Annotated in this window: 22 protein-coding genes; 11 read left to right on the top strand and 11 right to left on the bottom strand. The window is 62.6% G+C overall.

The window, feature by feature from the left end; genetic code table 11:
- The first annotated feature begins 20 nt into the window (after positions 1 to 20).
- The 3 genes from ACYG9V_RS10160 to ACYG9V_RS10150 are packed head-to-tail and all read left to right on the top strand — an operon-like array spanning position 21 to position 3,739.
- Complete coding sequence (locus ACYG9V_RS10160) at positions 21 to 1,370, top strand: aminotransferase class III-fold pyridoxal phosphate-dependent enzyme (RefSeq protein ID WP_023738351.1); 1,350 nt, start codon at positions 21 to 23, stop codon at positions 1,368 to 1,370.
- Positions 1,371 to 1,403: 33 nt separating this feature from the next.
- Positions 1,404 to 2,711, top strand: a complete 1,308-nt coding sequence (locus ACYG9V_RS10155; RefSeq protein ID WP_352762884.1) for an aminotransferase class III-fold pyridoxal phosphate-dependent enzyme — start codon at positions 1,404 to 1,406, stop codon at positions 2,709 to 2,711.
- Positions 2,708 to 3,739 carry a phosphotransferase enzyme family protein gene (locus ACYG9V_RS10150; protein WP_023830398.1) on the top strand — a complete coding sequence of 344 codons (1,032 nt, stop codon included), beginning with the start codon at positions 2,708 to 2,710 and terminating at the stop codon, positions 3,737 to 3,739. The genes ACYG9V_RS10155 and ACYG9V_RS10150 overlap by 4 nt, the downstream gene beginning before the upstream one ends.
- A 17-nt stretch (positions 3,740 to 3,756) precedes the next feature.
- Here the strand turns inward: ACYG9V_RS10150 and hpaH are convergent, their stop codons facing one another.
- Genes hpaH through ACYG9V_RS10125 form a run of 5 tightly spaced genes read right to left on the bottom strand, consistent with a single transcriptional unit; the run spans position 3,757 to position 8,375 of the window.
- On the bottom strand, positions 3,757 to 4,566 hold the full coding sequence (gene hpaH / locus ACYG9V_RS10145) for a 2-oxo-hept-4-ene-1,7-dioate hydratase (RefSeq protein WP_023710038.1): 810 nt from the start codon (positions 4,564 to 4,566) through the stop codon (positions 3,757 to 3,759).
- Positions 4,560 to 5,435: a fumarylacetoacetate hydrolase family protein gene (locus ACYG9V_RS10140; protein ID WP_352762886.1), complete on the bottom strand. Its 876-nt coding sequence runs from the start codon at positions 5,433 to 5,435 to the stop codon at positions 4,560 to 4,562. The genes hpaH and ACYG9V_RS10140 overlap by 7 nt, the downstream gene beginning before the upstream one ends.
- A gap of 29 nt (positions 5,436 to 5,464) precedes the next feature.
- On the bottom strand, positions 5,465 to 6,445 hold the full coding sequence (gene hpaD, locus ACYG9V_RS10135) for a 3,4-dihydroxyphenylacetate 2,3-dioxygenase (protein WP_460221945.1): 981 nt from the start codon (positions 6,443 to 6,445) through the stop codon (positions 5,465 to 5,467).
- Between the two features lie 14 nt (positions 6,446 to 6,459).
- Positions 6,460 to 7,977, bottom strand: coding sequence for a 5-carboxymethyl-2-hydroxymuconate semialdehyde dehydrogenase (gene hpaE, locus ACYG9V_RS10130; protein ID WP_023745659.1), 1,518 nt, complete (start codon positions 7,975 to 7,977; stop codon positions 6,460 to 6,462).
- Positions 7,978 to 7,988: 11 nt separating this feature from the next.
- Positions 7,989 to 8,375 carry a 5-carboxymethyl-2-hydroxymuconate Delta-isomerase gene (locus ACYG9V_RS10125; protein WP_023686935.1) on the bottom strand — a complete coding sequence of 129 codons (387 nt, stop codon included), beginning with the start codon at positions 8,373 to 8,375 and terminating at the stop codon, positions 7,989 to 7,991.
- Positions 8,376 to 8,576: 201 nt separating this feature from the next.
- Between ACYG9V_RS10125 and hpaR the strand changes: the two genes are divergently transcribed.
- A complete protein-coding gene (gene hpaR, locus ACYG9V_RS10120) occupies positions 8,577 to 8,972 on the top strand; it encodes a homoprotocatechuate degradation operon regulator HpaR (protein WP_023695202.1) in 396 nt (131 codons plus the stop codon).
- 10 nt (positions 8,973 to 8,982) lie between these two features.
- Here the strand turns inward: hpaR and ACYG9V_RS10115 are convergent, their stop codons facing one another.
- Positions 8,983 to 9,492 (bottom strand): flavin reductase, encoded by a 510-nt coding sequence (locus ACYG9V_RS10115; RefSeq protein ID WP_023667825.1) that lies wholly within the window; start codon positions 9,490 to 9,492, stop codon positions 8,983 to 8,985.
- 6 nt (positions 9,493 to 9,498) lie between these two features.
- Positions 9,499 to 11,043 carry a 4-hydroxyphenylacetate 3-hydroxylase N-terminal domain-containing protein gene (locus ACYG9V_RS10110; RefSeq protein ID WP_023827965.1) on the bottom strand — a complete coding sequence of 515 codons (1,545 nt, stop codon included), beginning with the start codon at positions 11,041 to 11,043 and terminating at the stop codon, positions 9,499 to 9,501.
- Positions 11,044 to 11,135: 92 nt separating this feature from the next.
- On the opposite strand from ACYG9V_RS10110, the gene ACYG9V_RS10105 reads away from it, so the two are divergent.
- The 3 genes from ACYG9V_RS10105 (at position 11,136) to ACYG9V_RS10095 (ending at position 13,272) form a co-directional block, all read left to right on the top strand.
- Complete coding sequence (locus tag ACYG9V_RS10105) at positions 11,136 to 12,005, top strand: helix-turn-helix domain-containing protein (protein WP_352762889.1); 870 nt, start codon at positions 11,136 to 11,138, stop codon at positions 12,003 to 12,005.
- Between the two features lie 266 nt (positions 12,006 to 12,271).
- The gene (locus tag ACYG9V_RS10100) at positions 12,272 to 13,018 is read left to right on the top strand and encodes an IclR family transcriptional regulator (RefSeq protein ID WP_023748001.1); all 747 of its coding nucleotides are present in this window, start codon (positions 12,272 to 12,274) and stop codon (positions 13,016 to 13,018) included.
- A 23-nt stretch (positions 13,019 to 13,041) separates the two neighbouring features.
- Positions 13,042 to 13,272 (top strand): helix-turn-helix domain-containing protein, encoded by a 231-nt coding sequence (locus tag ACYG9V_RS10095; protein ID WP_352762891.1) that lies wholly within the window; start codon positions 13,042 to 13,044, stop codon positions 13,270 to 13,272.
- Between the two features lie 83 nt (positions 13,273 to 13,355).
- Here ACYG9V_RS10095 and ACYG9V_RS10090 read toward each other — a convergent pair whose 3' ends face one another.
- Complete coding sequence (locus tag ACYG9V_RS10090) at positions 13,356 to 14,081, bottom strand: SDR family oxidoreductase (protein ID WP_023682721.1); 726 nt, start codon at positions 14,079 to 14,081, stop codon at positions 13,356 to 13,358.
- Between the two features lie 147 nt (positions 14,082 to 14,228).
- On the opposite strand from ACYG9V_RS10090, the gene ACYG9V_RS10085 reads away from it, so the two are divergent.
- The gene (locus ACYG9V_RS10085; RefSeq protein WP_023667819.1) at positions 14,229 to 15,125 is read left to right on the top strand and encodes an AraC family transcriptional regulator; all 897 of its coding nucleotides are present in this window, start codon (positions 14,229 to 14,231) and stop codon (positions 15,123 to 15,125) included.
- Between the two features lie 70 nt (positions 15,126 to 15,195).
- Here ACYG9V_RS10085 and ACYG9V_RS10080 read toward each other — a convergent pair whose 3' ends face one another.
- Positions 15,196 to 16,215: an NAD-dependent epimerase gene (locus tag ACYG9V_RS10080; protein WP_023834918.1), complete on the bottom strand. Its 1,020-nt coding sequence runs from the start codon at positions 16,213 to 16,215 to the stop codon at positions 15,196 to 15,198.
- A 31-nt stretch (positions 16,216 to 16,246) separates the two neighbouring features.
- On the bottom strand, positions 16,247 to 17,527 hold the full coding sequence (locus tag ACYG9V_RS10075) for a nucleotide sugar dehydrogenase (RefSeq protein WP_023686926.1): 1,281 nt from the start codon (positions 17,525 to 17,527) through the stop codon (positions 16,247 to 16,249).
- Positions 17,528 to 17,629: 102 nt separating this feature from the next.
- Here ACYG9V_RS10075 and ACYG9V_RS10070 point away from each other — a divergent pair, with 102 nt between their 5' ends.
- The 3 genes from ACYG9V_RS10070 to ACYG9V_RS10060 all read left to right on the top strand — a co-directional run bounded on the left by ACYG9V_RS10070 (position 17,630) and on the right by ACYG9V_RS10060 (position 21,156).
- Positions 17,630 to 17,812 (top strand): hypothetical protein, encoded by a 183-nt coding sequence (locus ACYG9V_RS10070; RefSeq protein ID WP_023714918.1) that lies wholly within the window; start codon positions 17,630 to 17,632, stop codon positions 17,810 to 17,812.
- 179 nt (positions 17,813 to 17,991) lie between these two features.
- A complete protein-coding gene (locus ACYG9V_RS10065) occupies positions 17,992 to 18,969 on the top strand; it encodes a UDP-glucuronic acid decarboxylase family protein (protein ID WP_023667815.1) in 978 nt (325 codons plus the stop codon).
- Between the two features lie 225 nt (positions 18,970 to 19,194).
- Positions 19,195 to 21,156: a 3-hydroxyacyl-CoA dehydrogenase NAD-binding domain-containing protein gene (locus ACYG9V_RS10060; protein WP_352762893.1), complete on the top strand. Its 1,962-nt coding sequence runs from the start codon at positions 19,195 to 19,197 to the stop codon at positions 21,154 to 21,156.
- 8 nt (positions 21,157 to 21,164) lie between these two features.
- Here the strand turns inward: ACYG9V_RS10060 and ACYG9V_RS10055 are convergent, their stop codons facing one another.
- Positions 21,165 to 22,436: a cysteine desulfurase-like protein gene (locus ACYG9V_RS10055; RefSeq protein ID WP_352762896.1), complete on the bottom strand. Its 1,272-nt coding sequence runs from the start codon at positions 22,434 to 22,436 to the stop codon at positions 21,165 to 21,167.
- Between the last annotated feature and the right edge of the window lie 14 nt (positions 22,437 to 22,450).

The following is a 22,450-nucleotide window of genomic DNA, read 5'->3' as shown; positions in this document are numbered from 1 at the left end:
GACATTTGCGGAGCCTTGCGATGCGCGACATCAATTTCCTCACCGAGAAAAACGCCAAGCCGATCTGGCATCCGATGGCACACCCGGCCGAGATGCGGGCCAACCCGCCAAAGGTGATCATGAAAGGCGAAGGCGTGATGGTCACCGACATCGACGGCAACACCGTGCTCGATGCGGTTGGCGGACTGTGGAACGTCAATCTCGGCTACTCCTGCGACCCCATCAAGAAGGCCATCGCCGACCAGCTCAGCGCCCTGCCCTACTATTCCGGGTTTCGCGGCACGTCGACCGGCCCATCGATCGAGCTCGCTTACGAACTCAGCGAATGGTTCGAACCGGAAGGCATGGTGCGGACCTTCTTCACCTCGGGCGGCTCGGATTCGGTCGAAACCGCACTGCGGCTCGCCCGCCAATACTGGAAGATCCGCGGCCAGGGCGACCGGACAAAATTCCTCGCGCTGAAGAAGGGCTATCACGGCACCCATTTCGGCGGCGCGTCAGTCAACGGCAACGCCAATTTCCGCCGCAACTATGAGCCGCTTATGCCCGGCGTCTTCCACATTCCCGCACCCTGGACCTTCCGCAATCCGTTCGATGAGACCGATCCGGCGCGGCTGGCCAAACTGTGCGCCAAAGCGCTGGAGGATGAGATCGCCTTCCAGGGCGGCGACACCATTGCCGCCTTCATCATGGAGCCGGTTCTCGGCGCCGGCGGCGTCATCGTTCCGCATGACAGCTTCATGCCGCTGGTGCGCGAGATATGCGACCGCCACGAAATCCTGCTGATCGCCGACGAGGTGGTCACGGGCTTCGGTCGCACCGGCGCCTGGTCGGGTTCGCGGCTATCCGGCGTGAAGCCGGATTTCATGACCATCGCCAAGGCGATCACCTCGGGCTATTTCCCGCTCGGCGCCACCTTGATCGGCGCCAAGGTCGCCGACGTCTTCGAGGCCGACAAGACCAGCTTCGGGGCGATCGGTCATGGCTATACCTATTCCGGCCATCCTGTCGGCTGCGCGGCAGGGCTGGCTGCACTTGCCGAGACCAAGCGGCTTCGCCTGGACGAGAACGCAGCCGCGCGCGGCATCGAGCTCGCGGCGACGCTGGAGGGGCTAAAAGCCAAGCACGCGATCGTCGGCGACATCAGGTACAAGGGCCTGATGGCTGCGCTAGAGCTGGTCTCCGATCGCACGACGAAAAAGCCGGTGGACAAGAAGACCATGGCCGTGGTTTCGGAAGCCACTTATGACGCCGGCGTCATGCTGCGCGTGTCCGGCAACAACATCATCCTGTCGCCGCCGCTGATCATCGGCGCCGCCGACGTGGCAAAGATCGGCGAGGCCATCGATGCAGGTCTGTCGAGAACCTGATGGACCCGCTGACGCAATGGAGTTTGGTACGCAATGACCCAATCTGAGAAGAACCCGAGCGAGGAAGCGCTCGTCAAGCGGCGTGCCCGCCTGCTCGGCGCGAAATCGCAATTGTTCTACGACGAGCCCGTGCACCTGGTGCGCGGCGAAGGCGTCTGGCTCTACGATGCCGACGGCCGCAAGTATCTCGATGCCTACAACAACGTCGCCCATGTCGGCCATTGCCACCCGCATGTGGTCGAGGCCTTGTGCCGTCACGCAAGCCTGCTCAACACCCACACACGCTATCTGCACACCGCAATTCTCGACTATGTCGAGCGGCTGACGGCGACCTTCGATGCAAGCCTCGCCACCGCAATCCTGACCTGTACCGGCAGCGAGGCCAACGACATCGCGCTGCGCATGGCGCAGGCCGCCTCCGGCAATATGGGCATCATCGCCACCGACGCCACCTATCATGGCAACACGGCGGCGGTTTCGCAGCTCAGCACGCGCATGCCTCCGATCCGCGGCCGCGCCCCCCATGTCAGGCTGGTGCCGGCCCCCGACAGCTATCGCCATCCCGATGCGATGGCCAATGGCAAGGCCTTTGGCGACGCCGTGCGTCAAGCGATCGCTTCGCTGGCACAGGACGGCATTGGCCTGTCTGGCATCATCTTGTGTCCGCTGCTCGCCAATGAAGGTTTCCCGGCTCTGCCCACCGGATTTTTCGACGACGCCTTGGCGGCCGTGCGCGAAGCCGGTGGTCTGGTCATCGCCGACGAAGTGCAGCCCGGCTTCGGCCGCACCGGCAGCCATTTCTGGGGCCATCAGCGCGCCGGCTTCGTCCCCGACATCGTCACCATGGGCAAGCCGATGGGCAATGGCCATCCGATCGCGGCCGTGGTCACCACCAAGGAGATACTGGCGACCTTCCGCGACGCTTTCCGCTACTTCAACACCTTTGGCGGCAACCCGGTCTCCTGCGCGGTCGCCAATGCCGTCCTCGACGTCATCGAACAGGAAAACCTTGTCGCCAACGCGCAAGACGTCGGCGCCTATGCGCTTGGCCTGCTGCGCCCGCTGGCCGATCGGCATGAGTGCATCGGCGAGGTCAGGGGGGCCGGACTGTTCTTCGGCGCCGAGCTGGTCCACGACCGCGACACGCGCGAACCGGCGCCCGACATTGCCGAGCAGGTCGCCAATCGCATGCGCCATCGCGGCGTGCTGATGGGCAAGACCGGCATCCACGGCAATGTGCTCAAGATCCGCCCGCCCATGCCGTTCTCGCGTGACAATGCCGACTTCCTGATCGGCCTGCTGGACGAGGTGCTGGGCGAAGTCGGCGGAGTGCCGGCGTGAATTCTGTTTCCACCCAATCCGAGCCCGAAACGGCAGCCGATGTCACGGAGCTCGCCAGGCGTGCGCTCGAACATTGGGGCGTCCGCAACTCTGAGCCGGAACTTCTGAAGCACCGCGAGAACGCCGTCTTCCGCGTGCGGCTGCCGGATGGCCAGCCGGCAGCCATGCGCATCCACCGGCTCGGCTACCACACGGACGCCGCGCTGCGTTCGGAACTGCAATGGATGGGCTTCCTGCAATCCGCCGGCGTCGCCACGCCGTCTTGCGTCGCAACACAGGCCGGCGATCCGTTCGTACTTGTCAGCACGGCCACCTCGGCGCAGCCCCGGCAGGCCGATTGCCTGAGCTGGCTGGAGGGCCGCGCCGTGGGCGCACGCGGCGTGCCACTGGTCTACACGGCCGACCAGTCGATCCAGATCTTCACGGCGATCGGGCGGACCATCGCCCATATGCACAATGTCACTGCCTCGTGGGCGCCGCCCGCGGGCTTCGCCCGCCATGCATGGGACTTCGACGGCTTCTTCGGTGCGAACCCGGTCTGGGGCCGGTTCGAGACCTCGCCCTTTCTCGATGGTCCTCGCCGCGCGCTGGTCTTGCAGGCGCGCGAGAAGGCAGTGAAGGCGCTGTCGGAACATGAGCGCAGCGCGCGCAATTTCGGCATCATCCACGCCGATCTGGTGCGCGAAAATGTGCTCATTCATGATGGTGCGGTGCGCATCATCGACTTCGATGATTGCGGCCATGGCTGGCACATGTACGACCTTGCCGTCGCCCTCTACCAGAACCGCGAGGAGGCGATCTACCCGCTGATCGAAACCGCTTTGCTTGACGGCTACCAGCAAGAGCGTGCGCTGATCCCGCAGGACATCGCCGCATTGCCTCTATTCGCCGCCTTGCGTGCCTTCGCGTTTCTTGGCTGGGTGCAAAGCCGCGTCGAAGGCGACATCACCAGGGATGTCGGCTTGCGCATGTCGACCATCGCAGCCGATGTGGTGATTGACTACTTGCGCGGCGAACAGCCCAACTGACGAGCTGATGAGAGCCATCAGCTCTTGGCGAAATGGATGCTGACCGTTCCCGAGCTGCCGAAGTCGGCGACGATCGTATCGCCGGGCCGCGCCTCGACCGGGCGCACAAACGATCCGGACAGCACCACCTCGCCGGCCGCGATGGACATGCCGTAGCGGGCGAGCCTGTCCGCCAGCCAGGCAATGCCCATCGCCGGATGGTTGAGCACGCCGGCGCCAAGCCCGGTCTCCTCGACCTCCGCATTGCGCGAGACGATGGCGCCGATCCAGCGCATATCGGCTTCATCGGGTCGTTGCGGCCGGCCGCCGATGACAATGCCGGCATTGGCGGCGTTGTCGGAAATCGTATCGAAGAAAGTGCGCGCCTTCTTTGTCTCGGCATTGACGCGTTCGATGCGCGTGTCGAGGATTTCGAGCGCCGGCGTGATATAATCGGTGGCGTTGAGCACGTCGAAGATGGTCACGCCTGGGCCCCTCAGCGGCGCCTTCATGACGAAGGCTATCTCGGCCTCGACGCGCGGCTGGATGAAGCGGCCGACGGGTATCGTCGCGCCGTCGTTGAAGAACATGTCGTCGAACAGCACGCCCGAATCCGGCGTGTCGATGGCGAGCGCATATTGCATCGCCTTCGATGTCAGGCCGATCTTCCAGCCCTTCGGGGTCAGCCCGGCATCGGTCTTGCGTTTCACCAGCGCTGCCTGGACGCGATAGGCATCCTCCATCGTCGCGTCGGGAAAATCGAGGCTGAGCAGACGGATCTGGCGGCGCGAACGCTCGGCTTCGAACAGCCTTGCCGCGGCATCTTCAACTTGCTCGGGGGTCACGATGCTACCTCGTCGACGACGCCGTTGCGGAGCACGCCGATGCCGTCGGCTTCGACTTCGATCACGTCGCCCGGCTTCAGCCAGATCGGCGGGTCGAAGCGGGCGCCGGCGCCGGTCGGCGTACCGGTGACGATGATATCGCCTGGCACCAGCGTGGTGAAGGTGGAGACATAGGCGATGATCTTGCGGAACGAGAAGATCATCCGGCTGGTGCGGTCCTGCTGGCGCAATTCGCCATTGACGCGGGTGGTCAGCGCGATGTCGGCAATCTGCGCCTCGTCGGTGAACGGCACCAGCCACGGACCGAGCGAGCCGGTGCGGTCGAAATTCTTGCCCTGCGTGACGTTGAACTTGGCGTGCCGTACCCAATCGCGAATGGTGCCTTCGTTGCACAGGGATAGTGCCGCGATATGGTCAAGCGCATCCCTCTCGGCGATGCGTCGTCCACCCTTGCCGATGACGATGACGATCTCGCCCTCATAGTCCAGCTGCGGCGATTCCGGCGGCCGCACCAGCGGCGCGTCGTGGCCGACGAAGGAGCGGGGGAAGCGGATGAACAGCGACGGATTGGAGGGCGCTGCCTGGCCGTCCTTGTACTCCTCGTTGCGGTCGGGATAGTTGACGCCGACGCAGACGATCTTTTCCGGGGACGGCACAGGGATTTCATAAGCGACGGCGTCGACTGGAAAATCGACGGCGTGGGCTTCGGCCTCTTCCGCCAGCCGCCGTAGCACGCCGGCCTCGATCACTTCGCGCAGCGTCGGCCACTGGCTGTGCCGCGCCGACAGGTCGACGACGCCCTTATCTGTGACCGCGCCATAGCGCGTCTTGCCGCCGACAGTGAAGGTGGCGAGCCGCCCATGTGCAGTCATCCCGGTCTCCGTCAGGTTCGCGTCTGTGGTCACGGTGCGATGATCGGCGACGCCGTCAAATCCGGTTGGCGTGCGGCCGCGCCGGCAAAGGTGCTGCCCTCCTCGAACCAGCTTTTCGGCGCCGGCGCGCCCCATAGCGTCTGGCGCTGCGGGTCCTTGAGGTCCCATTTGATCGGCTCCAGATCCGGATCGACCGTCTGGTAGTCCGAGCAATAGATCTCGATGCGGTGATTGTCCGGGTCGCGGACATAAAGGAAGAAGGCGTTGGAAATGCCATGCCGGCCTGGGCCGCGCTCGATATTTGCGAGGTAACCCGTCGTCGCCATCAGGTCGAGCAGGTCGATGATGTTGAGCGGTGTCGGCACCCAAAAGGCGACGTGATGCAGGCGCGGACCCACACCGTTGGTGAAGGCGATGTCGTGGACGCCGCCCTTGCGGTGCGTCCAGGCCGCCCACAGCTTTCCGCTACTCGCATCCTCGGTGTATTCGGTGACGCGGAAGCCAAGCTCGTTGTAGAAGGCGACGAACTCGTCGACATTGGGCGAGAAGCAGTTGAAGTGGTCGATGCGCAGCGGCTTCACGCCCTTGTAGAGCGCATATTTCTGATGAATCGGCGGCAGCCTTTCCATTTGGGCAAAGAACTCGAGCGGAATGCCGTGCGGGTCACGGGTGCGGAAGGTGCGCGACTGGTACTGTCGCTCGACCCACTCGACCGGCAGGCCTTTTGCCTTGAAGAAATGCTCGGCCTTGTCGAGATCCTCATCCGAAAAAACCTTGAAGCCGAGATCGCGGGCTTCAGCGCTGCCGGCCTTCTTCAGCACGATGCAGTGGTGTCCGCGCTCTTCCAACGCCCTTAGATAGATGGCTTCCGATGTCTCGTCGGTAACCTGCAGGCCAAGCGTGTCGACATAGAAGGCGCGGGATTTCGCAAGGTCGGTGACCGCCAGTTCGACATGGCTGAGGCGCACGATGTTGAAGGCGGGATAGAGGTTTGGTTTGGGCAGTGGCATGCGATGTCCTCCGGTCAGCCGCCGAGTTTCTGGATCGTGTGCGCTGAAGTGGCGAAGGCGATGTTCTTCGTCTCCATGTAGAAATCGAAGGAATGGTCGCCGCCGTCGCGGCCGATGCCGGAATTCTTGACGCCGCCGAACGGCGTCGGCAAATGCCGCACATTCTCCGAATTGACCCAGATCATGCCGGCGTCCAGCGCATCGGTGAAGCGGAAGGCGCGGGTGACATCCGACGTCCAGAGATAGCCGGTCAGGCCGTATTGGGTGTCGTTGGCCAGCGCCAGCGCTTCGGCCTCGTCCTTGAAGGAAATGGCGGTCAGCACCGGCCCGAAAATCTCTTCCTGGGCAATGCGCATCCTGTTGGTGGCGCCGGTAAACAGCGTCGGGCTGACATAGCAGCCACCGCCCGGACCGGCGAACTTGTCGCCGCCGGCGGCTACCACCGCGCCTTCCGATTTGCCGATCTCGATATAGGAAAGCACCTTTTCCTCGTGCACCGGATGGATCAGCGGACCAACAACCGTTTTGGGATCGAGCGGATGGCCAACCTTGATGCGCTTTGCCTTCTCCGCAACCAGATCCGTGAATGTGTCGTAGACCGAGGCTTCGACCAGAAGCCGCGACGATGAGGTGCAGCGTTCGCCGTTGAGCGAGTAGATCATGAACACGGCCGCATCCGCCGCACGTTCGAGATCGGCGTCGGCGAAGACGATCACCGGGTTCTTCCCGCCCAGTTCGAAATGCACGCGCTTCAGCGTATCGGCGCCTTGTTTCATGATCATCGAGCCGGTGCGGCTCTCACCGACAAAACCGATCGCCTTGATGTCAGGGTGCTCGGTCAGCGCCTTGCCGGCGTGCTCGCCGAGGCCGTTGACCAGGTTCCACACGCCTTTCGGCAGGCCGGCCTCCTCCGCGATCTCGACCAGCAGGCGAGCGGTCAGCGGCGAAAATTCGGCCGGCTTGTGGACGACGGTGCAGCCTGCCGCCAGCGCCGGCGCGATCTTCCATGTCGACAGCATGAACGGCGTGTTCCACGGCGTGATGATGCCGACCGGGCCGATCGGCACGCGCGTGGTGATGTTGACCTGGCCTGTCGTGCGCAGCGTCTCGCCGTCGCGCGCTTCCGGCGCGCGGTCGGCGAAGAAGCGGAAATTCTCGGCGCCGCGCAGCGCGGCCTTGGCCATGAATTTCAGCGCCTGGCCGGTGTCCATGCACTCGACGAAGGCGATCTCCTCGGCGCGCGCTTCGATCGCATCGGCTATCTTGTGCAGCAGCTTCTTGCGCCCGTCGCCCGGCATGGCGGCCCAGGCCGGGAACGCCGCCTTTGCCGCCTTGGCGGCGCGGTCGATATCGGCGGCACTGCCACGCGCGACCTTGGCCAGCGGCTTGAGATCGACCGGCGACATGCTCTCGAAGGTCGAGCCATCCACCGCCGGCACCGCTTCGCCGCCGATCTGGTTCAGCACGCCGTCGCGCTTGAAACGGGCCAGATAGGCCTCGGCCTTTTTCAGATTGCCTTCGAGGTCGGACATATCAGCTTCCGTCACTTGCCGCGCAGTCGCGGATGGATTGCGTTTTTCTTCCAGCTCAGTACCGGGTCGATCTCCCTGATCTCCAGGGAAAGAGCGAAGTGCGGGGTCTCGAACAGGGGGCCAAGGTATTCGCTCACCGCGGCGAAGACCGCCTCCCCGGTTCGTTTCTTGTCCTGGGCGCTGCGCCCGGTTCCAATGCGAAACGACATGTCGAGGAAAGCGTTTTCCGGCAGGCTGTCGGCGATGGCATAGGCTTCCGCACGGAAGGCCCGCACCCGCACCGCGCCGGTTTCAAACAGCCCGGTGCCGAGCACGGTGCGCAACACCAGCGCGCACAATTCGCTCATGTCGACCTTGGCATCGAGGTTGGCCGAATACTCGATGGAAAAGTGAGGCACCGCGTCTCGTTCCCCGGATTGTTCCACTGTTGTAGTTAACGCGTTAATTACATGCAGCATCACTGAAGTCAAGCCTTGCATCCAAGTTGAGGCGACGATACGGGATGGAAAGGTCAGGTTTTGGCGTGCGGTCCCGCCGACCGCCCGCATCATTGGGGACGCTGCTTCTTGCTGCCTGAAAACACCCGTCGTTCTCTGCCGATGGCGCTGCTCCATGCCCGCGAAGTGGTGATGGCGCGGTTTCGTCCAATGCTGGCGGCGCATGATGTGACCGAACAGCAATGGCGCGTGCTGCGCGTTCTGAGCGAGGCCGGCCCTGTCGAGGCGACGGAACTTGCCGATCGCGCTTCGGTGTTGCCGCCCAGCCTGACACGCATCATCAAGACGCTCGAGGGCCGAAAATTCATCACCCGCAACAAGGCGGAAGGCGATGGCCGCCGTGTCGTGCTGACGATCGCCCCGGCGGGCTCCGCCCTTATCGATGCCTTGTCGCCGGAACGCCTCGTCATCTACCGCGACATCGAACAGCGCTTCGGACATGAGAGGCTCGAGCAATTGCTCGATCTGCTGGAGAGCCTGATCGCCGGCGAGAACTGACTGCTCCCGCTCAGCCGCCAAAACTGCCAAGCCGCGTCGGCTGCGTGTAATTGCGATCGACATAGAGCAAGGCCGAGCCGCCGCTGCCGTGCCTGACGTCGATAACGCGGCCGATCATGACATTGTGCGTGCCGACGATGTGCACATCCTCGATCTCGCAATCGAAATTGACGATCGCGTCCGACAGCGCCGGCGTCCCCGAGGTCAGCGTTTGCCAGCGCGCCGCCGAATAGCGCGCCTCCATGTCCCTGGTCGCCCCGGCGAACTTGCCGGCCAGGTGCATATGGTCATGCGTCAGCACGTTGACGCAGAAGCGCCGGTTGGCGAGGAACATGGCCGCCTGCGTCGAGCGGCCGTTCATGCACACCAGCAGTGTCGGAGGTTCGTCCGACACACTGCACATGGCGGTGGCGGTGAAGCCGCCGCGCCCGGCCGGGCCATCTGTCGTGACGATGTTGACCGGCGCGCAGACCCTTGCCATGGCGTCGCGGAAATCGGCCTTCGAAATCTGCGTGGCCATCTGACATCACCCCGCCGATGAAGCGAGCGGATTGAGCCAGGTATCTCCCGTCCAGCCATTCTCGTCATAGTCGGCCATGCAGGTATCGACCAGTTCTTCCATGGCCTTCAGCCGGCCGCCGCGTTCGGCGCCCTTCAGCACCTGCAGCCGCACCTCTTCCGGCGCACCGGCATAGTTGAGTTCGTAGAGCGCGTGGCGGCCGCCGAACTCGGTGCCGGTCGCGTCCCACAACAGTTTCATGATCTTGATGCGCTCGACATGGCCCATGTCGTTGGAACCGCGCACATACTGCGCGAGGTATTTGTCGATCTCGGGATTGTTGAAGTCGCGCACCGATGACGGCAGGTAGATCAACCCAGAAGCGATCACCCGGCGCACCGTGTCGATGACGCGCGGGTAGGCTTCCGACATGAAAGTCCGGTAGGCAAGGGCTGCTTCCAGGTTGGGCAGGACAGCGCCATTCGCCCAGGGGATCGGATTGTAGGCCATGGCGTTGGAAAAGCTCCAGAACATGTGCCTGAGCGCGATGACCTCGCCCAGCGCCGCCTGGTTGCCTCGGAAGGCATCTCCGCCGGTGGCGCGCAGCGCCTTGGCCAGCAGGCCGGCGAGGAAGTCGAGCTTGACGGCAAAGCGTGTGCAGCCCTGGAAGCAATAGCCATGCATGAAGCCCGAAGCCGGATGGAAGGACAGGATTTTCTGCGCGTCGCGCAGCACCAGCACGTCCTCCCAGGGGATGAAGACATTGTCGAGCACCAGGATGGCATCGTTCTCGTCGAAGCGCGACGACAACGGATAGTCGAACGGAGCCGCCGCCGTGTTGGCCGTCTGCTCATAGGAGACGCGGCAGAACATCTTTACCCCCGGCGCATTCATCGGCACGATGAACATGACCGACAGCGACGGATCTTCGGTGACCGTCGCCGAACTCTGCGCCAGGAAATTGTAGTGGGTCAGCGCCGAGGACGTCGCCACCACCTTGGCGCCGGAGACATAGATGCCGGCGTCGGTCTCCTTGGTGATGTGGACGAAGACATCCTTCACCTGTTCGGCCGGCTTGTGGCGGTCGATCGGCGGGTTGACGATGGCGTGGTTCATGAACAGCACGGCTTCCTGCGCACGCTTGTGCCAGGCGAGCGCATTGTCCTTGAACGGGCCGTACCAGTCGGCATTGGCGCCGAGCGTGTTCATCAGTGCCGCCTTGTAATCGGGCGTGCGGCCCATCCAGCCATAGGACATGCGTGACCACTCGGCGATCGCGGTCTGCTGGGCCGCGAGTTCGCCGGAGGATTTGGCAACGCGGAAATATTTGTGGGTGTAGCCGCCCGAACCGGTATCGGTAGGCGAGGTCAGCGTGCCCTGCCGCTTGGGATCGTGCAGCGCATCATAGAGGCGCGCCAGCGACCGCGCCGAATTGCGCATCGCCGGATGGGTGGTGACATCGGCAATGCGCTCGCCGTTGATGTAGACCTCGCGGCCGTCGCGCAGGCTCTCCAGATACTCGGCCCCGGTGAACGGGCGCCCATTGTCGGCACGAAAGTCTTCCGATCGCATGATGTTCCTCCACTTATGGCATCAACTCTAGCGCTCCTGGCAAGGATCGGTTAGGACGTAACGGCAAAACCGATTGGACTTTTTCCGGCGCTATGGGCCTCAATTCCATTCCTGATTTCTTTGTCTATGGCGAGCCGGTGCGGCCGCTCGATGTCGGCTTCCTGCATGTCGAGACGGTGCTTGCGCGCAGCAACATTCATCTCGGCCAGGTTGCCGCGCACAAGCATCCGCAAATGGGCCAGATCACCTACTGGACCAGCGGCTCCGGCACCTACCGCATCGAAGACCAATCCTGGGACTTTTCGGCACCGGCCGTCAGCTTCGTGCCGAGCACCATCGTGCATGGCTTCTCGATCGGGCCCGGCACCGACGCCATCGTCGTTTCGGTCGCCGATGATGCGCTTGCGGCAATAGCCGCTCACAGCCTGCTGCCATTGGACCGGCCGGTCTTTGCCGATAGCCTTCCTCAGCACGTCGCGTGGAAAAGGCTGGCGGCGGTGCTGGAGATGATCGCCGCCGAATATGCCGAGGCGCAGGCCGGCAGTGACAAGACCCTGCCGGCGCTGATCGCCGTCGCGCTCTCGCACATCGCGCGCCTTGGTCCCGAGGTGAAGGATGCCACCGGTTCTTCCGATGCTGCATTGGCGCGCGGCTTGCGCCGTCTGGTCGATGCGCATTTCCGCGACAACTGGCCCGTCGACCGCTACGTCGGGGCGCTGGCCACGACACCGCATCTTCTCGACAAGGCCGCCCATACGGTGCTTGGCAGCGGCGTCAAGCGGCTCATCGGCGAGCGACGGTTGCTGGAGGCCAAGCGGTTGCTGCTGTTCACCGTGCGCACCGTCGAGGACATCGCCTACGAAATCGGCTTCGAAGATCCGGCCTATTTCTCACGCTTCTTTCGGGAGCGGGTTGGCCAGGCGCCCGCCGCCTGGCGCCGCGCGCAGCTGGGGCAGAGTTGAAGCTTCCGCGCCGGCCAGGATCAGGCGTTTGGGCCGACACGCCGGCCAGGCACGGCGCCGCCGAGTTGATCCACCTGTTGATAGGTGTTGCCGCGCAGCATCACCCCGCACGGCGCGGCGCATCGAGATTGATGTCGCCGCGAAACTTGCTGGTGTTTTTTGTCACTTCCAAACGGTTCGTTATTTGAACCACCATTTTATGTGCTATGAGCGGACTGCAAGGTGGATTGGCTTCCGTCCCATGCGAAGTATCTTGAGGATGCACGATGAGCACAGTCGGCAAAGCGATATCGCTGCTGGAGCAGTTCACGCTCGGCGAACCGGAGATCGGCCTGTCCGAGCTCGCCCGCAAAACCGGCCTCGACAAGGCGACGGCGCGGCGCCTGCTGATGGCGCTGGCCGACCACCGCTTGATCGAACAGGAGCCGGCAAGCCGCCGCTACCGGCTCGGCGCCGGCCTGTCGCGGCTGGCCCGCTTTCGCGACGCGCATTTTCCCTTCGTGCGCGTGGCAGCACCTGTGGTTCGCGAGCTGGCGCTGGAAACAGGCGAAACGGTGCATCTGTCGGAATTCAGCGCCGGCGCACTGCTGACCGTCCACGTCGAACTCTCGGCAAAGGCCAACCGGGTCAATGTCGATGTCGGCCAGGTGCTGCCCTTGCACGGCACCGCCTCCGGCATCGCCTTTCTCGCCGCTTCGCCTCAGGAAGCGGCCGAGGCCTATGTCGACAAGCCGTTGCCGACCTTCACGCCACACACGGTGACGCAGCCCGACAGGCTGATGAAGGCGATCCGGCTTGCCGCCAAGCGCGGCTATTCCTCGAGCTCCCAAGGCTATGAAGAAGGCGTCCACAGCATAGCCGCGGCAATCCTCGGCTCCGATGGCCGTCCTTTAGGCACTCTGGCGGTGGCCTCGCCTGTGTCACGCGCCGATGACAGCATGGCGGCCAGCCAGGGCGAAGCGGTGATCAAGGCGGCGCGGCTGATTTCAGCGCGCCTGGCCGGCGAAGCCTGACATCTCTACCGTCGCAGGGGGAGATGATTATCGGGTTAAGTTCCCAGCGGCGCACCGGCCTTGCCGCGAGACCGGAACGCTTCGTCTGGGACAGGCGGCTGGAGCGCAGCAAGGAAGAATTGTTGTCGCCCGCCCGCGCGTCGCCCACGATCTCGGAAATCGCCTTTGCCTGCGGGTTCAATTCGAGTGCGCATTTTTCGCGCGCGTTCGAGAGCCGGTACGATGTGGCCCGCGGGAGTTGCGCCAGAGGCTGAGGGCGGGTGCATTAAGGGGTGTGCCGTTGCCGGATCTCGGAGAGCGCCGTAGCTCGCCGAAAGCCGGCATCCGGCAGCAAGTTCTACATATTGGCAGCGGTTGGCCGCACGATCACTTCGTTGACGTCGACGCCATCGGGTTGATCAAGCGCAAAACGGATCGCCCGTGCAATGGCGTCCGGTGTGAGCGACTTCTGCCGCCATTCTTTCAGAGCCGTGGCGACCTGAGGATCGCTGATATCGTCGCCCAGTTCGGTTGCGGTCACTCCGGGGGAGATGATCGTGGCGCGGATGTCGTCATGCTCCTGCCGCAGCCCCTCCGTGATTGCCCAGACGGCATATTTCGTGCCGCAATAGACCGCCGCGGTGGGCAGCACGATATGCGCGCCGACCGAGGCGACATTGACGATATGCCCATTCTTCTGGGCGACGAAGCGCGGCAGCACCGCGGCGATCCCGTTCAGCACGCCGCCGATGTTGACATTGATCATGCGAGACCACTCATCGCGCTTCAGCGCGGCAAGCGGCGACAGCGGCATGACGCCGGCATTGTTGACCAGCACATCGATCTGCCCGAATTCGGCATGAGCGGCATCGGCAAAGGCGTCGAAATTCGCCGCGTCAGTCACGTCGAGTTCGCGCCACGCGACGCCTTTGCCTATTTCTGCGGCCAGCGCCTTGAGCCGCTCGGTGCGGCGGGCCCCGATGAACAGTCTGGCGCCGGCACCGGCAAGTTCCCGAACCGTCGCTTCGCCGATGCCGCTGGAGGCGCCGGTGATGAGTACAACCTTGTCTTTAAGTCCCGTCATGATCGTTCCTTTTTCGCTGCGGTGACGGGGAGATAGATGGCGCGAACCGGCAAAGGCCGGTAGCGTGATCGTCCAAAGAGTTTGCACGATCCTCCAAATGAACTCGAAATGCCTTGCAACATTTCGCGCCATGAAGATTTATGCGGCATGGAGAAAATCAATGAACTCGCCGAGCTGATCACCCGCTTTGCGCCGAAATCTGGCATGGCCGGCACTGCGGTGCCGCGGCTGTCGCTCATTCGCGCCAACCAGCCCAGTGCACCCGTGCCTGCGGTCTACGAGGCGTCGCTTTGCATAATCGCCCAAGGATCGAAGCGCGTCTCGCTGGCCGACCAGAGCGTGGTCTATGACGCATCGAGCTACCTGCTCGTCTCGGTCGACCTGCCGCTGGTCGGGCATGTGTTGGAGGCGAGCCCGGCGGCGCCCTACCTCTGTTGCAAGATAGATTTTGATTCCACCGCGCTGGCCGAACTGCTTGTGAAAGAAGGACGTGCATCCCCCAGCAGGGATCTGCCGGTGTTAGCTGCCTATCCAAGTGACCCCGACCTGATTGATGCCGCCTGTCGGCTTGTCAGGCTGCTCGATCGCCCCGAGAGCGTCACCGTGCTGGCGCCGCTGATCGAACGCGAAATCCTTTACCGGCTCCTCACCGGACCGCACGGTGACACGCTTCGCCAGATGGCGTCGGTGGACAGCCACCTGAACCAGGTCAGCCGCGCCATCGCCACGATCCGCAATCATTTCCAGGCACAACTGCGCATCGAAGAGATTGCGGCGGCATCAGGCATGAGCGCGTCGTCCCTTCATGCCCATTTCAAGGCGATTACGCGCATGACCCCGCTCGAATACCAGAAGCAGCTGCGCCTGCAGGAGGCGCGAAGGATTATGCTTGCCGGCGGCGCAAACGCAGGCACGGCCGGGTTCGCGGTGGGCTATGACAGCCCTTCGCAGTTCAGCCGAGAATATCGTCGCCTGTTCGGTGCGCCGCCCCGGAAAGATATTGACCGCCTTCAGGCGACACCCAGTTCGGCTGCGGCTTATTGAGTTTTCCGAGCGGCATGCGCCAGCCATGGCTGGTCAGGAGCCAGCCGCCTCCAAGTGGCGAAGCGTCCGATCATGCTCGGTAGAACTCCCGGTACCATTCGACAAAGCGCGGAACCCCTATTTCGATCGGGATTTTGGGCTTGAAGCCGGTCGCCTCCTCGAGCGAGCTGACATTGGCGAAAGTTGCCGGAACGTCGCCTGGCTGAAGTGGCCTGAGGTTGCGGTTTGCCTTGCGTCCCAGCGCGTCTTCGAGCACCTCGATCAATCGGTTCAGTTGAACGGGCGAATTGCCGCCGATGTTGTGAATCCTGAACGGGGCGTTGCTGGTCGCTGGGTCTGGCGCGACACTTTTCCACTCAGGATTGGGTGTCGCGGGTTGCTGCATGACGCGGATAATACCTTCGACAATGTCGTCGATATAGGTGAAATCCCGCTGCATGTTGCCATAGTTGAAGACCTCGATCGGCTCGCCGGCGAGGATAGCCTTGGCGAAGATGAACAGCGCCATGTCCGGCCGCCCCCACGGACCATAGACGGTGAAAAAACGCAGCCCGGTGGTCGGCAGTCGAAACAGATGGCTGTATGTGTGCGCCATCAGCTCGTTCGCCTTCTTGCTTGCGGCGTAAAGGCTGAGCGGATGGTCCGCCGGATCGTGCACGGAAAACGGCATGCGGGTGCTGCCGCCATAAATCGAACTCGACGATGCATAGACCAGATGGCCGACGGAGGCCTGCCGGCATCCTTCCAGGATGTTGACAAAGCCGCTGAGGTTGCTTTCCACATAGGCGTGCGGATTGCTGATCGAATAGCGTACGCCGGCTTGCGCCGCGAGATTGACGACAACCTCCGGCGCGGCCGAGAGGAAGAGCTCCGAAATACGGTCCCGCTCCGTGAGATCGGCATGCTCGAAACAAAAATTCGAAAACGCTTTCAGCCGCTCGAGACGAGCCTGCTTCAGGCTGACGTCATAATACTCGTTCATGGAGTCGAGGCCGATAACCTGGCGTCCTTCGGCAAGCAGCCTCAGGCAAAGATGAAACCCTATGAACCCGGCTGCGCCGGTGATCAGTATCGGCCTGCTTGATGTCACTGCATATCCTAGCGTTAATTTCAGGCGAGCTTTACAAGCTCCAGTATTTTATGTTGTCGGGAACTTCATTGGGCTTGATGGCCGACTTGACATCGAACAGTGTCCCCCCCGGCCTGATCATTTGAAAAAGACGCGCTCTTTCGTTGGTGAGATATTGCCTGTGAGGCACCGCCAGAACAAGCGCCTGCAAATCGTTTATCTCATCGAGCGGCAGGATTGTTTCGCCGTGATCACGCCGAGCGGTTTCGACATCGGCAAGGGGATCATGGACTTTGGGGACAATTCCGAACTGCCTTAGTTCCTTGACCATGTCGAAAACGCGGCTGTTGCGCAAATCCGGCACGTCCTCCTTGAATGTCAGCCCAAGAATGCCGACAGAAGCCCCTTTGACGGGCGTGTCAGAACCAATCAGCCGTTTGACAACCTGCTGGGCAACGAAGGCCCCCATGCCGTCATTGATGCGACGTCCGGCGAGGATGATCTGCGGATGGTAACCTTCTGCCTCGGCCTTGGCGGTCAGATAATATGGATCGACGCTGATGCAGTGGCCGCCGACGAACCCCGGTTTGAAGGGAAGGAAGTTCCATTTCGTCGACGCAGCATCAAGAACATCCTGCGTCCGGATATCGAGCCGCTCGAAGATCATTGCCAGTTCGTTCATCAGCGCGATGTTCAGATCGCGCTGGGTGTTCTCGATAACCTTCGCTGCCTCGGCCACCTTGATCGACGGGGCGCGGTAGACGCCGGCATCGATGATACGGCCATAAACGTTCGCGACGCGCTCCAGCGTCTCGTTATTCTCGCCGGAGACGACTTTGACGATCTTTTGCAGCGAGTGTTCTCGATCGCCGGGGTTGGCGCGTTCGGGCGAATAGCCGAGGGCAAAGTCGCGGGGATGTCGCAGGCCGGAAACCTGCTCGATGATCGGCCCACAGAAATCTTCGGTCACACCTGGATAGACTGTCGACTCAAAAACGACGACGGCGCCTTTGCTCACCGCCTCGCCGACGAGTTCGGACGCCAGTTTCAAAGAAGCTAGATCGGGAGCGCGATTTGCGTCGATAGGGGTTGGCACGGCGACGATGAAGAAAGTAGCGCCTTTCAACATCTCCCGGTCGGTGGTCAGCCCTATCGAGGTCTCCTTGAGCGCCGTTGCGTCAACTTCCCCCGTACGATCGACGCCGCCACGCAATTCCCCGATCCGACGCTCGCTGATGTCAAAAGCTATGGTGCCGGGGAAAACCTTCCCAAAGGCAATGGCTACCGGCAGGCCGACATAACCCAGGCCGATAACTGCAATGCGTTCGGACATCCGTGGGGTTCCTCGAGCCACCTGTTGAGCCGACGTGCTTGTATGGCAGGCTGTTGGCCAATTCAACGATGCTCTATCGCGAAGAGGAATGTCTCACGAAAAATGGTCGTTGCCATTTTCATGTTGCCATCCGCCGATGTCATCGATGTTGTGGATAAAATCCAGCAGGATCGGGTTTCGAGCCACTCTCTGCTGCGGATTGGGGTGAACCGTCAGGTTCTGCCGGCCATCTACGCAGCGGCGGCCCTGACGACAGGGCTGATATTCTCTGCTGCCAATCCATAGGCCACTATCGGCCTCAATCGTGCCTTCTGATCAAACCAAATGCCCGGATCGGAATTCGCATCGGCACCGAGCGGATCTGCGAAATTTCAGTTTGGTCCTTGTGCATTGGCTGCGGTCACGTCGTATCCTGCGTGTGGCGACCGATATCTGGTCGATCAGCATTTGCCTGGGAGCAGAAATTGGCCAGACTCTATGACAGCCGCAGACGCATTCTCGTTACCGGGGGCGCAGGGTTTATCGGCTCGCATCTTATTGACCGCCTGTTGGAACGAGGCGACGAAATCTTGTGTGTCGACAACCTTTTCACCGGATCAAAGCGCAATATCGACCATTTGGCCAAGCATCCCCGCTTCGAATTCATGCGCCATGACGTGACCTTTCCGCTCTACGTCGAAGTCGATGAGATTTACAACCTGGCGTGTCCGGCCTCGCCTGTTCACTATCAGTACGACCCGGTTCAGACGATCAAGACCGCCGTGCACGGCGCCATCAATGTTCTTGGACTGGCAAAGCGGCTGAAATGCAAAGTCTTTCAGGCCTCCACCAGCGAGGTCTATGGTGACGCGTCTGTGCATCCGCAGCCCGAGAGTTACTGGGGCAATGTAAACCCGATCGGGCCGCGCTCATGCTACGATGAAGGCAAACGCTGCGCCGAAACGCTGTTCTTCGACTATCACCGACAACATGGCTTGTGGGTCAAGGTCGCGCGGATTTTCAATACGTTCGGGCCGCGCATGCACCCGGCAGACGGCAGGGTTGTCTCAAATTTCATCGTGCAGGCGCTTCGTGGTGAACCGATAACCATTTTCGGCGACGGCTCACAGACAAGGTCGTTTTGCTACGTCGACGACCTGGTGAGCGGCATGCTGCGCCTCATGGATACGGGGCCGGAGGTGACCGGTCCAGTAAACATCGGCAATCCAAGGGAAGTAACGATCCGGCGCTTGGCCGAACTGACGACGCAGATGACCGGATCAGGTTCGGATATAATTTACCGCGATCTTCCGCAAGACGATCCGCGGCACCGCCAGCCCGATATCACCCTTGCCAAAAGGCTTGTCGGCTGGGAGCCGACGGTGACTTTGGAAGCCGGGCTGCAACAGACGATCGACTATTTCAAAGCCCTGCTGCCGAAGGTTTCCACAAACTCGCCTTGACCCGGCACCGCAGTGCAACCGTCAAGTCTGACCGATCACCGTCGTGGTAGCGACGCCTTTTGCAGTCGACTCCGGTAGGCTTGAAGTTTTTTGAATTCTAATTATTTTAAGCTTGAAATTATTTGAAGAACCCCATGGCGCTTCATCCGTCCGAGCCGGGACACCGGCATTTGGCGGAGAGCAGAAGGAGGAGGAAGATTTGCCGTCGTTCCGGGATAAAACTCCATGAACACAGCACGATTTTCCGAGAGTGTCACAGGCAAGATCGTCGATGGCGTTCTCGTCGTCACGATCGAAAATCCGCCGGTCAACGCGCTGTCCTTCCATGTCAGGGCCGGACTGATGGCTGCGCTTGGGCGTGCGGCGTCGGATGAAGTGTCTGCCGTGGTGCTGACCGCCATTGGGCGCACCTTCATCGGTGGCGCCGATATCAAGGAATTCGGCAAGCCCGCTGTCTCGCCCACACTGCCTGACGTGATCGAAGCGATCGAGAGCTTCGCCAAACCGATCGTGGCGGCAGCAGGCGGCGCGGCGCTCGGCGGCGGCTGCGAGATTGCGCTGGCCTGCCACTACCGGGTGGCCAGCAAGGCGGCCAGCTTCAGCCTGCCCGAGGTCAAGCTCGGGTTAGTGCCTGGGGCCGGCGGAACCCAACGCCTGCCCCGCCTCATCGGCACGGTCGCCGCAATTGACCTGATCGGCACGGGTCGGCCCGCAAATGCCGACGAAGCGCTCGCTCTCGGTCTGATCGATACCATTGCCGACGATCTTCCCGAAGGCGCGCTCGACGTCGCCCGCCATCTCGTCGGCCAACCGCTGCGGCCCACGGGCGCGCTTTCCGTCCCGCGCTCGCAACCTGAGGCCGACGCGGCAGCCGCAAAGAAGGTACTTTCCCGCAGCCGAGGGCAGATGGCGCCTGCAGAAGCCGTGAGACTGGTCCAGGCCGCGTCCACGGCCAAACTTGAGGACGGTCTTGCGGACGAACGCGCGACCTTCCTGCGCCTCCGGGATTCTCGCGAAGCGGCAGCGTTGCGCCACGTCTTCTTTGCCGAGAGGCAAGCCAGCAAAGTCGACAGGCTGGAGGGTGTCACGCCTCGCAAGGTCGAGACCGTCGGTATCGTCGGAACCGGCCTGATGGGTGCAGGCATCGCGGTCTCGGCCTTGAATGCCGGCTATCGCGTAATCGGCATCGAGCAGAACGACGACGCCGCGGCAAAAGGATACGAGCGTATCGCCGGGCTTCTCGACAAGTCGGTCCAATCCGGCCGTCTCACCGATCATGCGCGCAGGGAGGCGCTGAGCCGGTTTGAAGCGGCCAGCGACGCCGGCAGGCTGGTGCAGGCCGATCTGGTCATCGAGGCAGTGTTCGACGATCTCGCGGTAAAAACCGAACTCTTCCGGAAGCTCGAACGTATCGTCCGCCCCGACGCCATCCTTGCGACCAACACCAGCTACCTCAACCCCGACGAGATCGCCTCGGCAACCGCCCGGCCCGAACGGATCGTCGGCCTGCATTTTTTCTCCCCGGCCAACGTCATGCGGCTCACCGAAGTGGTGGATTGCGCGGCGACGGCGCCCGATGTGCTCGCCTCGGCGATCGCCTTCGTCAGGAAGCTCGGCAAGCTGCCTGTCGTGTGCGGCGTTACCGAGGGTTTCATCGGCAACCGCCTCTATTCCGCCTACCGCCGCGAGGCGGAGTTCATGGTGGAGGATGGCGCAGCACCCGATGAGGTGGATGCCGCGCTGGAGGCCTGGGGCTTCCCGATGGGGATCTTCGCGGTCAACGATATGGCTGGGCTGGAGATAGCCTGGGCGCGGCGCAAGCGACAGGCGGCGATGCGCGATCCGCAAGCACGTTATGTCGAAATCGCCGACCGGCTGTGCGAGGCCGGCCGCTTCGGCCGCAAGACCGGGCGCGGCTGGTACGATTATTCGGACGGCGAACGCAGGAGCGACCCGCAAGTAACGGCGCTGATCGAGGCCGTGCGAGCGGCCAACGGCATCGTGCCGCGCCGCTTTTCGTCCGATGAGATCGTCACGCGCTTACTGGCGGCAATGGCCGAAGAGGGCAAGGCACTGCTGGCCGAAGGCATCGCGGCGCGTGCCTCCGACATCGATCTGGTGATGATCAACGGCTATGGCTTCCCGGCCCACAAGGGCGGGCCGATGTTCCACGCCGGAGACATCTGACGATCGAGCTAAGACAGCTTGGCGATGACGGCGCGCAGGGCTTCGCCGAAACGCCTGACCTCGTCGACCGTGTTGTAATGAACCAGCGAGGCGCGGATGGCGCCGCTGTCCATCGACAGGTTGAGACGCTTCATCAGCCGGGGCGCATACATATGGCCGTCGCGGATGCCGATCTGCATGTCAGCCATTTCCTCGACGATCCGCTGCGGCGACAGCTTGCCGATGTTGAAGCAGAATGTCGGCACGCGTTCGTTGATGCGGGCTTCCTCGGCGACGCCGTAGATCGTGGCATTGCATCCCTTGAGCACGGCGAGCATCTCACGCGCCAGGAGCACTTCGTAATCGCGGATGGCGCCCATGCCGGCAACGATGTTGTCGCGCCGCGAGCGGTTGTTGGAGGGCGCCAGATTGCGGCCGATCAGTTCCAGGTACTGCACTGCGGCATCCATGCCTGAGACGTTCTCGTAGATGAAGGTGCCTGCCTCGACCTTGTAAGGCGGCTCGTCGGGGATGAAATCCTCGCGGAAGGTCGGCAGCCGCTTCAGCGTTTCGAAGCGGCCCCACAGAAAGCCCATATGCGGCGAGAAATTTTTGTAGCCGGAGCAGACGAGATAATCACAGTCCCAGGCCTGCACGTCGATCAGCCCGTGCGGTCCGTAATGCACGCAGTCAAGGAACACTTCGGCGCCGGCCGCATGCGCGATCGCGGCCACCGAAGCGACGTCGACGATCGAGCCGATCGAATGCGCGGTCACCGTGCAGGCGACGAGACGGGTGCGATCGGAAACCAGCGGCTTGAGGTCGTCGACATGCAGGTTGCCGTCCTCGCGCATGCGCCACCATTTGAACTTGGCTCCGGCGGGCTCCAGCGCCAGCCACGTGGCGATGTTGGCGTCGTGGTCCATATCGGTGATGACGATCTCGTCGCGCTCTGTGTCCTTGGCCAGCATCTGGCCGATGCCGAGGCTGACCAGGCGAATGAACGAGGTGGCGTTCATGCCGAAGCAGATTTCCGACGGACTGTAGGCGTTGATCAGCAAGGCCACGCTCGTCCGAGCATCCGCAACCGATTGGTCGACCGTGACCGAGCGCCCATAGCGACCACCACGCTGCACATTGTGCGAGACCAGGTGATTGGTCACCGCGTCGAGCACGCTCTGCGGGATCTGCGCGCCGGCGGCGTTGTCCATGAAGATGAAATCACCGGCGCGCTGCAAGGCCGGAAACATGGCGCGGATGGGGTCGACCGGAAAGCCGCCGGCGGCTTGGGAATTGCTCAACTGTATCTCCTGCG

This window comes from Mesorhizobium sp. W016 (assembly GCF_054719485.1).
The sequence above is the reverse complement of the archived record's forward strand: the minus strand, read 5'-3'. Positions and strand labels throughout refer to the sequence as shown.